The following is a 12,137-nucleotide window of genomic DNA, read 5'->3' as shown; positions in this document are numbered from 1 at the left end:
ATGAGCGCACAGACTAGGAATGATAGCAGATACGAGCGGCAAGCGCACGCACACGTTTTTGGCTCACGACCTCACCACGAGTTGCCGATGGCTCAGGGTAGCTAATTTGGGACGGGGCTTTTTTATCTACCCCACCAAGGCGTTCGAGCTCGGGGCCAAATTCGAAGTGTGGGTAGCTAAAGCGTACGGCCTCGTAGCTCGCGCGGTAGTCGTGCTTGACGACCACGATGTGCTCGATCACGTCGCGCACGTAACCCATGTCCACGAACTCGGCGAGCGGCACGCGGCCGGCACCCGTCAGCTCAACATAGGAATCGAGCGCGAGGAAGGCGGAGAGCACGTCCGAGAAGCCAAAGCGGCCGTAGATGCTGCCACCCACCGTGGCGGTATTGCGCAGCTGCACGCCCACAATGTCGTGGACGGCAATCAAACACATTGTTGACGAGCGCGTTGAGCTCGGCATGGCGCTCGAGCTGGCGCAGGGTGCACATGGCGCCGATGCGAAACTCGGTCTCGGTCTCCTCGATCTGATCGAGTCCGCAGGCCGAAAGGTCAATCGCCGTCGCCACGCGACGCGATCCCAGGCGCATCCAGATGCCGCCGCCCACAATCTTGTTGTTGCGGTTTTACTGCAAGAGCTCATAGGCTTCGGCCGCGTTTCCAACACGGACGTAGGTACCGAACTTGAGCAAGTTCTCCCCCATCTCTTTACTTGTCCAGTACCTCTAAGTGTACCAAACGAGGGCGCACGACCCTCGCCACCATAGAAAAAGGCTCCCGGCCGATATGGTCGAGAGCCTTAGGTGCATCAGCTGGTGCTGAACGGAGCTATGTTGAGCTGGATTTAGCAGACGCCCTGAGCGAGCATGGCGTCGGCGACCTTCAGGAAGCCGGCGATGTTGGCGCCCATGACAAAGTTGCCCTCCTGGCCATACTCCTTGGCGGTGTCGTCCACGTTGTGGAACATGCCGCGCATGAGCTGCTCGAGCTTACCGTCGACCTCCTCGAAGGTCCAGGACAGGTGCTCGGCGTTCTGGCTCATCTCCAGGCCGGACACGAGCACGCCACCGGCGTTGGCAGCCTTACCAGGCATAAAGGCGACGCCGTTCTCCTGGAAGTAGGTCGTGGCCTCGATGGTCGTGGGCATGTTTGCGCCCTCGCCGACTACCTTGCAGCCGTTGGCGACGAGCGCCTGGGCGTCCTCGAGCAGCAGCGTGTTCTCGCGAGCACAGGGCAGCGCGATGTCGCAGGGCAGCTGCCACACGCCGCGGCCGTCGCCCTCGTGCCACACGGCGTTGGGCTTCTCGTCAACATACATGGCGAGCGTGACGCCCTTATCGTGACCGGAACGCTTCTGGTTGTAGACGTGCTCGAGCACGGAGTAGTCGATGCCGTCGGGATCCTCGACCCAGCCGTGAGTATCGGAGCAGGCCAGCACCTTGCCGCCGAGCTGGGAAACCTTCTGGACGGCGTAGATAGCGACGTTGCCGGAGCCGTGAACGACGACGTTCTTGCCCTCGAAGGAGTCGCCGCGGCTCTTGAGGTACTCGTCCACAAAGTAGACCAGGCCGTAGCCGGTGGCCTCGGTACGGGCGAGCGAGCCGCCAAAGGAGAGGCCCTTGCCGGTGAGGACGCCGGTCCACTCGTTGGTCAGGCGCTTGTACTGACCGAACATGTAGGCAACCTCGCGGCCGCCAACGCCCAGGTCGCCGGCGGGAACGTCGGTGTTGGGGCCGATGTGGCGATAGAGCTCGGTCATGAAGGACTGGCAGAAGTGCATGATCTCGTTGTTGGACTTGCCCTTGGGGTCAAAGTCGGAGCCGCCCTTGCCGCCGCCCATGGGAAGGGTGGTCAGGCTGTTCTTGAGGATCTGCTCCAGACCCAGGAACTTGAGCATGCCCAGGGTGACCGTGGGGTTAAAGCGCAGGCCGCCCTTGTAGGGTCCAATGGCAGAGTTGAACTCGACGCGGTAACCGCGGTTGACCTGAACCTTACCCTGGTCGTCGACCCAGGGAACACGGAACATGACGATGCGCTCGGGCTCGACAAGGCGCTCAAGCAGGGCGGCCTCCTCGTACTCGGGGTGGGCGTCGAGCGCCGGCTGGATGGTGCCGAGGATCTCGGTCGCGGCCTGGATGAACTCAGGCTGCTCGGGATAGCGGGCCTTGAGCTCTTCGAGAACTTTCTGCGTGTAGCTCATGCTTCCTCCAATGATGGGAAACGAAAAGTGTCGGTCGCGGCACCCTATGCGCCGCGAGCTTTATCGTGTATGGATAATATCGCACTGTTGCGGCAAAGTTACGAATAAGACCGCGGGCGGATGTTTCATTTTGATTACGATGCAGGTAGATGGGTTTTTGACCGCCTGACGTGCAAATCGCGTGTTTCAAAGCTGTTTCTCGCACGTTTCGAAACCACCACAAAGGGGACAGGCACCTTTGTGGTGGTTTTGGCGCGATGCGTTGGCGGGAACATATGTGAATCGAACACATCCAAGACGTTTTGCACGCCTCGCAACGGTTTTGAGGACCGCGGGGCCCATCCGTTCCCAAGCGTGGCGGTATTGTTACCAAACCGAATATGCCGCAATCGAAAAGAGCGATGCGGAAACCGCTAGCGCAGCGATCTCAGACCGCCGGCCTCCTTGTCGAGCACTGTAAAGCGCACGGCATCCAGGTGCTCCAAGATGCTGACGGTTCGCTTGCGAGACACGCCCAGAGCTTCACGCAGCACACTCGTGGTGGCGGCGCCGCCAGCAGCCTCGATAGCCGTCGCAACAACCTCACGCGCATGGGCCTCGGCGGCGGCGGACAAGGCAACGTCGCGCTCGACTTTAACGATCGAGTGGTTGAGCGAAAGCTCGCGCAGTGCACGCGTCATGGTGTCGCGATCGAGCTGCAACTGCTCGCCCACCTCGGGAAGCGTCGGCGCATTAAGACCCGCCTCGTCCAACAGGGCAACGATACGCTGGCCAGCCTCGCGCACCATGCGTATCGCCGCAGCAGCGGAATGCGGGTCGAACACCTCGGCGCCGTCGACGGCGCACACGCCGCGCGCGCTCCCCCGCCGATAGGGCCCGCGCGCGGCGACAGTGCGAAAGCAGGACGCGTCCGCCACCAAGCAGCGAAACTGGCGAATACGACAGAATGACGGCCTGATCGCCGACGCGCAACGGCAGCGGCCGTTCCAGGCGCACCTGCACCACACGCGTCTCGCCGACCGCGAGGGGCGGCTCGTCGTCCAAAAGCATAATGCGGCCGAGCACCTCGGCCGTGCCCGCCATGACGTGCATGCGCGTACCCGAAGCAAGAACGCCGGATCGCACGCCATCGCGCCCCACATATGTCAGTTGCATCAAAAAGCGCAGCTTCTGGCCCACGCGACCCTCGACGCCGAGCATCTCGCCGCGCTTGAGGCCCGCCACGCCATCGCCCACCAGGTTCAGGGCGACGCGCTGGCCGGGAACCGCGCACTGGGTATCCCCGTGAACCTGCCCCCGCGCACGCGACAGCGCGTTTGCGACGGCAGCGCAACGAGCTCATCGCCAACCGAAACGGGACCGTCGTGCAGCGTACCCGTCACGACGGTTCCGATGCCGCGGATGCTAAAGCAACGGTCGATGGGAAGACGGGGCGCGGCGCCCGAGCCCGCGGCTGCCTCCAGGTGCTCCGACCAGCACGAGCAAACCGCGTTATCGAGCGCCGTAAGCAGCTCTTCCAGGCCCTCGCCCGTCTTGGAGGACACCGGCACTATCGAGGCACCCGCAAACACGGTCCCGTCAAGAAACGCCTCGACATCGAGATCAAGGTCGGTGTCGCGCAAAAGCGTGCGAACGTCAAACAGCACCTGGTCGTGCCGCACGCGCGTCACAACCGGCGTATCGGGCTCCTGAACCAAGGCGCGCTTGAGGCCATCGGCGGATAGGCGCCCATCGACAGGGCAGACGGCACGCAAAATGTTGGGGGCTCGACAGTCGGCAGCGATCCGCCGCCGAGAGTAGAGGCGCCCTCGACAACCTGCAGCTCCACGGCCTCTTCGCACTGAGCCTCGCGAAGCTTGCGCAGCAGACGCGCGGCGTGCTCTTTGCGGCCCCACGGGCACAGGTCGCGACGTCATACTCAAGCGTGCTGTAGCCTCGTCCAAAACCTGCCAAAATAAACCTGTCCCTTTTTGGTCGGTTATGGGTTGGGTCCTTTAGGCCTCTTTATTGGCGTAAATAAACCAGTAGCCCAGCGCCACGATCAGGGCGCCGCCCACGATATTGCCCAGCGTGGCGACCGAAAGGTTGAGCGCCAGCCCGGCGGCGTTGAGGGCATCGGCGCCGGCGACATCGGCTCCATAGCCGCAGGAATGCATCAAAATGCCCATGGGCAAAAAGTACATGTTGGCAACGCAGTGCTCAAAACCGCAGGCCACAAAGGCAGCGATAGGCAGCAAAATGCCCACGACCTTATCGACCACGGTCTTGCCGGCAGTGCCGATCCATACGGCCAGGCAGACAAAGATGTTGCACAGAATGCCGCGGAAGAAGATGGTAACGGCGTCGATCGTAACCTTACCGGCGGCGACGCTCACCATGGTGTTGGCGACGGCCTCGCCGTTGAGCTTATAAATAGCTGCCATGTAAATCAAAAGGACAACGAACAGGGCGCCGGCAAAGTTGCCGATCCACACAATAGCCCAAGCCTTGAGCATCTGGACGAGCGTGATCTTTTTGCTCTTAAGCGCGCAGACCATAAGCGAGTTACCGGTAAACAGCTCCGCGCCGCAAATGAGCACGAGCACCAGTCCCAGGCAAAAAGCAAGACCGCCCACGAAGCGCTGGGCGCCCCAGCCAAGCGTGGGATCGCTCAGAAAGACCGTGAAGAACAGGCCGCCGAAGGCGATAAACGCGCCGGCGAACATGGCGAGCAAAAAGGCCTTCGAGACCGGCAGGCTGGCCTTGGCAACACCGGCAGCCTCGGTCTTGGCCTCGATCGCGGCGGGCGCCAGGCAGTCGGGAGTGGGATATTCTGCCTTACTTTGTGCCATGGCAATCACTACTTTCGTACGATGTGGGACAAACATTGGTCATAAACATGTCCCGCGAAGATGGGAAAAACAAACGCGAGCCAAATTAGCATATTGGCCTGCGATTATATAGCTTGGAGCGGGCGACGGGAAGTCCAAGGATTTGCTTCGCAAATCCTTGTTTCGCTGCGGGCCTTCGGCCCTTGCGTGCTGCGCTGGAAAATGCTCACGCTTTTTCTCAGCTCCGCACCCTGACGGGTTCGATTCCCGTCGCCCGGCGCGTAAACGAAAACAGCTCTGATTCCCAAAGGAAACCAAAGCCGTTAAAACAATTCTTATGGAGCGGGCGACGGGAATCGAACCCGCGTCATCAGCTTGGAAGGCTGGGGTTCTACCATTGAACTACGCCCGCAAGATATGGTCGGGACGACAGGATTTGAACCTGCGACATCCTGCTCCCAAAGCAGGCGCGCTACCAAACTGCGCCACGTCCCGAAGGTGTTGAGCAGCTAAGGTCTAAACCTTGCGTGTCCCAAAGCGAAGGAAATTATAGGGGAGACTCCCCGCCTGTGCAAGTGACGATACCCTAGCTCCTCGAATGTGCGACAAACCGGCTGTGGAGCAGGCCGATCACAAACGCCACCACGGCAACCGGCGCCCACGCGGCTCCAATGTCTGCCAGCGGCAGCGCATCGAACGGCAGCCACGCGCCCGTAAAGAACGCATCGCGGACCGAGGTGATCACGCTCTGGACCGCGACAACGCCGCCGACCCAGACCCACACCTGCGGATGCGCGTCGCAAAAACCGTGCACCAGACCCATAAGCACCAGCACGATGGCGACGGGGTACAGGGCGTTGAGCATGGGCACCGAGAACATGAGGATCATGTCGAGACCCACGTTGGAGAGCACGCACGAAAACGCCGCGAACACAAAGGCGAGAACCGCAAAGGGACGGCGCATGGCCTCCTCGGAAGCCTCCGCTCCCCCTTTGACCACATACGTCTCGCAGAAATAGCGCGAACAGCAGCTGATGAGCCCGATGCACACGTTCATGCAAGCGAGGAAGAAGATCGCAAAGACCACGACCGTGCCGGCAAGGCCAAAATGCATGGAGGCAGAGCGAGCGAGGATGGCGGCGCCATTGGTGGCATCGGGCATCACGGTGCTGAGTTGCGTGCCGGCAAGTGCTAGGCCGCAGTAGATGATGGCCATGAGCACACCGGCGATCACGCCGGAGCGCGAAATCTCGAAGGCAACGCGCTTGTCATCGGTAACGCCCAGCTCGTGGATAGTCTCGGCGATGATGATGCCAAAGGCGAGCGAGGCGAGCAGGTCCATGGTCTGGTAGCCGGTCAAAAAGCCCTGCACGGCAGCGCCGGCATTATAGGGAGCCTGCGGCGCGGCAGCGGGACCCAGCGGCGAGACCACGGCAGCACCCACGACCAACACGATAAGGACGATGAGCGCGGGGCCCGTAATACGGCCGAGCACGCGCGTGATGACGCCGGGACGCAGCGTGAGCGCAAATGCGACGATAAAGAATCCGACGGCGAACACCAGGCGAGCCGTGGCGAGCGAGACGCCCTCGGGCAGCAGCGGCACCAGCATCTCGAAGGCTGTTGAGCTCGTGCGCGGAATGGCCAAGCACGGGCCGATGGCCAGATACACCGCCGCGACAAAGAATTCGCCAAACTTGGGGTGCACGCGGCCGGCAAGCTCGCGCGCCGTTCCGGCAAGTGCCACGGCGATAAAGCCCATGACGGGCAGGCCGATGGCGGCGATGAGAAAGCCGAGCATGACGACCGGCGTGGCAGAACCTGCCAGCAGCGCCAGCAGCGGCGGAATAATGAGGTTGCCGGCGCCAAAGAGCATCGAGAACAGGGCAATGCCGACAGTGAGGACATGGTCGGAGCGCAGGCCGCGGGGAGCGGATGAGGCCATGGGACCACCTTTCGAGTCGAGACAAAAACGGGACGGGCAAAAGACCCGTCCCGCAAGTATATATGCTTTAGCAGACTAAATCGTGCAAAGCTTCAATCTAGCCACCCCTTTTGAGCCGTTACGCGTCCGAGCGACGACGACGCAGCAGCTCGAGCGCTATTGCGATAAGCGCAACGGCGCCCGCAGCCACGGCGACTGCCAATGGCGCGTGATCGCCCGTATCGGCGAGCTGCTGAGCGCCCGACTTGGACGAAGCCTTCTGTCCTGGGTTTTCCGCACCATCGCCCCTTGCCTTATCGGCTGCGGAGTCAGCCGAACTACCTGGTTTTGCCGGATCCCCAGAATCCGACTGGTCGGAATCGGGCGTCCCGGGCTTATCCGGGTCCGGGTTGCCGGGCTCCTGCTTCTTCTTCACCGTCAGCGTACCGGGCTCAACCGTGACATCAAAGTTCGGGTCGGTGACCGTCGCCTCGATCTGGTACTCGCCCGCCGGGGAACTCTCATCGGCGACGCAGGAGTACTCGACCTTCACGCCCGAGGTATCGACCGCCCTCTCAAGGCTCGAGGTGAACGCGGGGTTCGTCTCTCCCTCGAAGCGCTCGGTGTCGTCAACCTTCACCGTTACTAGATTATGCTTTCGCGCGAATAATGTTTATGATAAATATCTCTCGCCTGATAATTTTCTTTTACCAATAACCACGAGACGGCCCGCACTGTCGCTGCATAAAAAGGCGGAGCAGCCCGTAAGGTTACTCCGCCGCAGGTGAGCACGACATTGGCGTGGCACTCATCGGCGGCTTCCACAATGGCATCACCGATTTCGCTGACGTCGTCGCGCACGACCACATGTGAGGCGACCGTCCATCCCTGCGCCTCGATAAGCTCCTCGAGTGCGGCACCTGCCTCGTCCTGGGCAAGGTCGCGCGTATCCGAGCACGTCACGATCGATATCTTCAACTCCATAGCGTTCCTCCTATAGCACCGTTCCCTCGGGCAGGTCGACGCGCACAACGTCCACGACATCTCCCGCCTTGAGCTCACACGGCCCTTCGTCAATACGCAGCAGGCAGTTGGCCCGCTGCATCGTGCCGAGTAGCGCCGAATTCTGCGTCTTGGCCTCGGTCACCAGCAGCTCATCGGTCTCGGGGTCGCGCAAAACCGTGGCGCGATCGAAGAAGCGTCGGTCCTGGCGCTTCTTCACGCCGTGCGTCAATATCGCCTGCTGCACGGGACGCGTACCCTCGGCAAAGCCGCGCATCTTGCGGATCGCGGGGCGGGCGAGCATCTCAAAGCCCGCATACGCCGCCGCGGGATTACCCGAAAGCCCCAAAAACGGCTTGCCCCCAAGCAGGCCAAACGTGATGGCCTTGCCGGGACGCATCGAGATGCGATCTTACATGCCACGGCGCGCAACGGCAGCGCCGATTCTTTATGTTTGGTTCAGTATAATCCCCCGCTGCCCGCTCAAGACATGGCCCGCAACGGCAAATACACCTGTCGGCTACGCGCCTCTCGTAACAGGTCCGAAACCTGCCAATCGCCTTGAGACTGAGGGCGCCGTCCTATAATGCATGCATCACAACAAAAAAGAGGACGTTATGGCTTTTATCGATAAACGTGAAAATACACTCGACCAGTCTGATGACGCCCGTCAGGACAAAGACGGCAGAACCTTCTCTCCGGCCGACTTGATCATCAGCGGTCGCAACCAGCTCACCCGCTCTGAGCAGCTCTTGGCCGCCGACACGCGCCGCAATGCCCGTAACATGCTCGCGAGTGCCAAGCTGCTCGCGCTCGTCGTTGTCGTTTCGCTCGCCATGGGCGTTGCCGCCTGGGCGTTTTTGGCCTCGCTGGATATCGCGACCGATTATCGAGAGCACCATGCGTGGGTCTACGCCCTGCTCCCCGTCGTGGGCGTGGCCACCGCGTGGGTGTACAAAAACCACGGTCTTGCCGCCAAGCGTGGCAACAACCTGGTCATCGACTCCGCTCTGGGCACACGCCTCATCCATATGCGCATGGCCGTCCTCACCTTCGTCTGCTCCACGCTCACGCACCTAACGGGCGGATCGGCCGGTCGCGAGGGAGCCGCAGTGCAGATTGGCGGCACCATCGCCAGCAACATCTCGAGCCTCGCCCACCTCAAAAAGCATGACCACCATGACCTCATGCTCGCCGGCATCTCATCGGCCTTTGGCGCCGTATTCGGTTCGCCCCTTGCCGGAGCTTTCTTTGGCATGGAGATGTGCTTTATCGGCAAGATCGACTACACCGCGGGCATCTACTGCCTGGTCGCCTCGTTTACCGGCTACTTTACGTCACTCGCTATGGGCACCCAGTACGAGAGCAACGTCATCGCCAGCGTTCCCGACATGACGCCCAGAACGGTTGCCATCGTCGTTATCGGAGGCATTATCTTTGGCCTGACGGCACGTCTCTTTGCCTGGTCGGTTCGAACCGTCAAAAGCCTGTACGGTCGCCTTATCACCAACTACCTTGCTCGCGCACTCGTGGGCGCGCTCGTGGTGCTCGCGGCCTACGCGATACTCGACGCCTGGGACTACGCCGGCCTTTCCACGTGGCTTTCCGGCGCCGGATTTGCAGGCAACACCACCCTGGCGGACGCAGTCATCAAGTTGGTCGTCACAGCGCTTACCCTGGGCGCGGGCTTCCAAGGCGGCGAGGTCACGCCCCTGTTTGGCATCGGTGCGGCGCTCGGCGGATGGATTGGCTGCCTCGCCGGACTCGACCCGAGCTTTATGGCGGCCCTCGGCATGCTCGGCGTCTTCTGCGCCGGCCTCAACGTGCCCATCACCACCTGCATGATGGCTATCGACCTGTTCCATGGAACGGCCGCGGGCTTCTTTGTCATCGTCTCGTTTATTAGCTATCTCGTTGGCGGACACCGCGGCGTATATCCCGCCCAGCGCATTGTGTCCCCTAAGTGCCGCTCGCTTATCGTGGACGAGGGCGGCACGGTGGCGGATGCTATCGAGCGCCACAACGACCTGATAGAGTAGACGTTAGTATTCGCCGTGCAGCCACAATCGGGGGCAATTCGACCTGAGCGCGACCGCACCGTCATGCCACACGCCGGGAGTCGCCCCATGCACGCAACTGATTTTGGTCGCACGCTCATCATCGCCAACCCCGCTGCCCAGTCGGGCGCGGCGCGCGAGGTTGCCGAGCGCCTGCAACGCTTTTTGGACATGACGGCGCGCGCGTCCCAGTTTGACTTGGTGCTGACAGAGCGCATGGGGCATGCCAAGGAACTTGCCGCACAGGCCCAGGGCTATCGCACGGTTATCGCACTCGGCGGCGACGGCGTGATCCACGAGGTTGTCAATGGGCTCATGGCGCAGGAAGAGGACATCCGTCCCGCCCTTGCCGTCCTGCCCGTGGGCTCCGGCAACGATTTTGCCCAGACGCTCGGAATCGACGATTTCTCCGGTAAGGATTTTGGCGCGCTGCTCACCTCTGAGCTGCAACGTCAGGACATCGGGCGTATTCGCTCATGGAACCCCGCAAGCGGAAGCGGCGAGGCTTCGGTGGAGTACTACGGCCAGACGCTCTCGGTCGGCATCGATGCCGCTATTGGCCTGGGCACCACCGAGTTGCGCAAAAAGACCGGCTTGACGGGTACTCCGCTCTACACCCTCTCGGGACTTGAGCAGTTTGGTCTGCGCTATCGCAACTACCCCATGACGGTCAGCTTTGACGGCGCGCCCGCCGAGCGCGTGCGGGCGATCATCATGGCGATTCAGCTGGGCCCCACCTACGGCTCGGGCTATCGCATCTGTCCCGATGCCGACCCCTGCGACGGCATACTCGACGTCTGCTACGCCTGCGGCCCCGTCCCCCGCGCGATTGCCCTACCCATGTTTCTTTCGGCCAAGGACGGCCACCACACCAAGCTGCCGCCGGTTCGTATGCGCCGTTGCTGCCATGCCGAGCTCACCTTCGAGCAGCCCGATTACCCCATCCAAGCCGATGGCGAGCCCGTTGTCGCCTCGCGCATCGAGGTCGACGTCCTCGGCGGCGCCCTCCAAGTTTGGCACCCCACCCGCTAGCAAGACCAGTGGAACAAGCGACTACTCGTCCCTGCCCGGCTTGCGTCGGTTGGCCTTTTTAATGGCATTGAAGTGCTTATCGTTGAGCCTGCGCTGGCGAGAGCGCTGGGGCACCTTGGTCTTTACGCGTCGGCGCGGTGGACGCCCGCGACGCTCAAGCTCGGCGCGCAGCTTGCGCAGGCAGCTCGCGCGATTTTGGAACTGACTACGGCTTTCGCGCGCCGTCACGGTAATCCCTGTGGGCACATGCTTCATGCGCACCGCCGAGTCCGTCGTGTTGACGCCTTGTCCGCCCGGACCCGTCGCGCGAAACACCTGCACCTCGCAATCGCGCGCCAACTCCTCAGCCGACATCGCGGCATAGCCCGCATACTCGCGCCATCCCATCTTGTTCTCATCCATATCAACACCTCCCCTCATACAAAAAAATGTGACAAAGGGACAGTCCCTTTGTCACATCGCATACCAATCGCTTGTGTTGCACGCTTAGGCGAAGGTGATCTCGCCGTTCTCGCAGTCCATATCGGCGATACGGGCCAGGCTCTCAACGCGGAAGCCACGCTCGCGGAGCTTATCGCCACCGCCCTGGAAGCCCTTCTCCACCGCAATGCCAATTCCGGACACCTCGGCACCCGCAGCCTCGCAGATCTTGATAAGACCCTCAAGCGCGCAGCCGTTGGCCAAGAAGTCGTCGATGATCAGGACCTTGTCGCCCTCGGACAGGAAACGCTTACCAACGATGACCGGGTACTCCTTTTGCTTGGTAAAGGAGTAGATGGTCGTGGCATACTGCTCGCCGTCGAGGTTGATGGACTGTGCCTTCTTGGCAAAGACCACCGGCACACCGCCAAAATGCTGAGCCGCGATGCAGGCCATGCCAATGCCCGAAGTCTCAATCGTCAGGATCTTGTTGATCTCGACGCCCTCGAACAGACGGGCCCACTCGGCGCCCATGTGGTCAAACAGCTCAACGTCGCACTGGTGATTGAGGAAGGCATCAACCTTAAGGACGTTACCGGCCTTTACAATGCCGTCATGGCGAATACGATCCTCAAGCTCCTGCATGAGGCAACCCCTTCTCGCGGCAAGGATGCCGCGCGATTAATAAACGT

The 12,137-nt window shown here is 61.6% G+C and carries 13 protein-coding genes, 3 tRNA genes and 1 pseudogene; 2 read left to right on the top strand and 15 right to left on the bottom strand.

Annotated elements, in window-relative coordinates; all coding sequences use genetic code 11:
• Positions 1-13: 13 nt before the first annotated feature.
• The 13 genes from DXD94_RS09690 to DXD94_RS00360 all read right to left on the bottom strand — a co-directional run bounded on the left by DXD94_RS09690 (position 14) and on the right by DXD94_RS00360 (position 8,336).
• Positions 14-436: an FAD binding domain-containing protein gene (locus tag DXD94_RS09690; protein WP_233540281.1), complete on the bottom strand. Its 423-nt coding sequence runs from the start codon at positions 434-436 to the stop codon at positions 14-16.
• A gap of 408 nt (positions 437-844) precedes the next feature.
• Complete coding sequence (gene gdhA / locus DXD94_RS00405; RefSeq protein ID WP_117743617.1) at positions 845-2,200, bottom strand: NADP-specific glutamate dehydrogenase; 1,356 nt, start codon at positions 2,198-2,200, stop codon at positions 845-847.
• A gap of 263 nt (positions 2,201-2,463) precedes the next feature.
• Positions 2,464-2,550, bottom strand: a tRNA-Sec gene (locus tag DXD94_RS09620).
• Between the two features lie 63 nt (positions 2,551-2,613).
• On the bottom strand, positions 2,614-2,988 hold the full coding sequence (locus DXD94_RS09615) for a SelB C-terminal domain-containing protein (protein ID WP_158553171.1): 375 nt from the start codon (positions 2,986-2,988) through the stop codon (positions 2,614-2,616).
• Positions 2,933-3,424, bottom strand: coding sequence for a hypothetical protein (locus DXD94_RS09610; protein ID WP_158564761.1), 492 nt, complete (start codon positions 3,422-3,424; stop codon positions 2,933-2,935). The genes DXD94_RS09615 and DXD94_RS09610 overlap by 56 nt, the downstream gene beginning before the upstream one ends.
• Positions 3,425-3,441: 17 nt before the next feature.
• Positions 3,442-3,954: a hypothetical protein gene (locus DXD94_RS00395; protein WP_117762875.1), complete on the bottom strand. Its 513-nt coding sequence runs from the start codon at positions 3,952-3,954 to the stop codon at positions 3,442-3,444.
• A 240-nt stretch (positions 3,955-4,194) separates the two neighbouring features.
• Complete coding sequence (locus DXD94_RS00390; protein WP_117763064.1) at positions 4,195-5,031, bottom strand: formate/nitrite transporter family protein; 837 nt, start codon at positions 5,029-5,031, stop codon at positions 4,195-4,197.
• Between the two features lie 317 nt (positions 5,032-5,348).
• Positions 5,349-5,422: transfer RNA gene (locus DXD94_RS00385), tRNA-Gly, on the bottom strand.
• A 6-nt stretch (positions 5,423-5,428) separates the two neighbouring features.
• Positions 5,429-5,505 (bottom strand) — tRNA-Pro (locus tag DXD94_RS00380).
• A 91-nt stretch (positions 5,506-5,596) separates the two neighbouring features.
• A complete protein-coding gene (gene brnQ / locus DXD94_RS00375; protein WP_117762874.1) occupies positions 5,597-6,955 on the bottom strand; it encodes a branched-chain amino acid transport system II carrier protein in 1,359 nt (452 codons plus the stop codon).
• 118 nt (positions 6,956-7,073) lie between these two features.
• Positions 7,074-7,574 carry an MBG domain-containing protein gene (locus DXD94_RS00370; protein WP_117762873.1) on the bottom strand — a complete coding sequence of 167 codons (501 nt, stop codon included), beginning with the start codon at positions 7,572-7,574 and terminating at the stop codon, positions 7,074-7,076.
• 5 nt (positions 7,575-7,579) lie between these two features.
• Complete coding sequence (locus DXD94_RS09765; protein ID WP_233502172.1) at positions 7,580-7,918, bottom strand: molybdenum cofactor biosynthesis protein B; 339 nt, start codon at positions 7,916-7,918, stop codon at positions 7,580-7,582.
• A gap of 10 nt (positions 7,919-7,928) precedes the next feature.
• A complete protein-coding gene (locus tag DXD94_RS00360; RefSeq protein ID WP_233505256.1) occupies positions 7,929-8,336 on the bottom strand; it encodes a hypothetical protein in 408 nt (135 codons plus the stop codon).
• 217 nt (positions 8,337-8,553) lie between these two features.
• On the opposite strand from DXD94_RS00360, the gene DXD94_RS00355 reads away from it, so the two are divergent.
• Positions 8,554-9,975: a chloride channel protein gene (locus DXD94_RS00355; protein ID WP_117762872.1), complete on the top strand. Its 1,422-nt coding sequence runs from the start codon at positions 8,554-8,556 to the stop codon at positions 9,973-9,975.
• Between the two features lie 87 nt (positions 9,976-10,062).
• Positions 10,063-11,025, top strand: a complete 963-nt coding sequence (locus DXD94_RS00350) for a diacylglycerol kinase family protein (protein WP_117762871.1) — start codon at positions 10,063-10,065, stop codon at positions 11,023-11,025.
• Between the two features lie 21 nt (positions 11,026-11,046).
• On the opposite strand, the pseudogene DXD94_RS00345 reads toward DXD94_RS00350, so the two are convergent.
• Positions 11,047-11,355, bottom strand: a pseudogene (locus DXD94_RS00345) (peptide chain release factor-like protein); the annotation flags it as partial.
• Positions 11,356-11,511: 156 nt separating this feature from the next.
• On the bottom strand, positions 11,512-12,090 hold the full coding sequence (locus DXD94_RS00340; RefSeq protein ID WP_117762870.1) for a xanthine phosphoribosyltransferase: 579 nt from the start codon (positions 12,088-12,090) through the stop codon (positions 11,512-11,514).
• Positions 12,091-12,137: the final 47 nt, after the last annotated feature.

It is taken from the genome of Collinsella sp. TM10-22 (assembly GCF_003466125.1).
Classification (GTDB): domain Bacteria; phylum Actinomycetota; class Coriobacteriia; order Coriobacteriales; family Coriobacteriaceae; genus Collinsella.
Note: the sequence above shows the minus strand (reverse complement) of the source record. Positions and strands in the feature narration are given on the sequence as shown.

Bases quoted from the DNA above. Each gene is read 5' to 3' on its own strand.
- DXD94_RS09765 (WP_233502172.1), bottom strand. From the start codon at position 7,918: ATGGAGTTGAAGATATCGATCGTGACGTGCTCGGATACGCGCGACCTT.
- DXD94_RS00390 (WP_117763064.1), bottom strand. From the start codon at position 5,031: ATGGCACAAAGTAAGGCAGAATATCCCACTCCCGACTGCCTGGCGCCC.
- DXD94_RS09690 (WP_233540281.1), bottom strand. From the start codon at position 436: ATGTGTTTGATTGCCGTCCACGACATTGTGGGCGTGCAGCTGCGCAAT.
- gdhA (WP_117743617.1), bottom strand. From the start codon at position 2,200: ATGAGCTACACGCAGAAAGTTCTCGAAGAGCTCAAGGCCCGCTATCCC.
- DXD94_RS00355 (WP_117762872.1), top strand. From the start codon at position 8,554: ATGGCTTTTATCGATAAACGTGAAAATACACTCGACCAGTCTGATGAC.
- DXD94_RS00340 (WP_117762870.1), bottom strand. From the start codon at position 12,090: ATGCAGGAGCTTGAGGATCGTATTCGCCATGACGGCATTGTAAAGGCC.
- DXD94_RS00350 (WP_117762871.1), top strand. From the start codon at position 10,063: ATGCACGCAACTGATTTTGGTCGCACGCTCATCATCGCCAACCCCGCT.
- DXD94_RS09615 (WP_158553171.1), bottom strand. From the start codon at position 2,988: ATGGTGCGCGAGGCTGGCCAGCGTATCGTTGCCCTGTTGGACGAGGCG.
- brnQ (WP_117762874.1), bottom strand. From the start codon at position 6,955: ATGGCCTCATCCGCTCCCCGCGGCCTGCGCTCCGACCATGTCCTCACT.
- DXD94_RS00360 (WP_233505256.1), bottom strand. From the start codon at position 8,336: ATGCGTCCCGGCAAGGCCATCACGTTTGGCCTGCTTGGGGGCAAGCCG.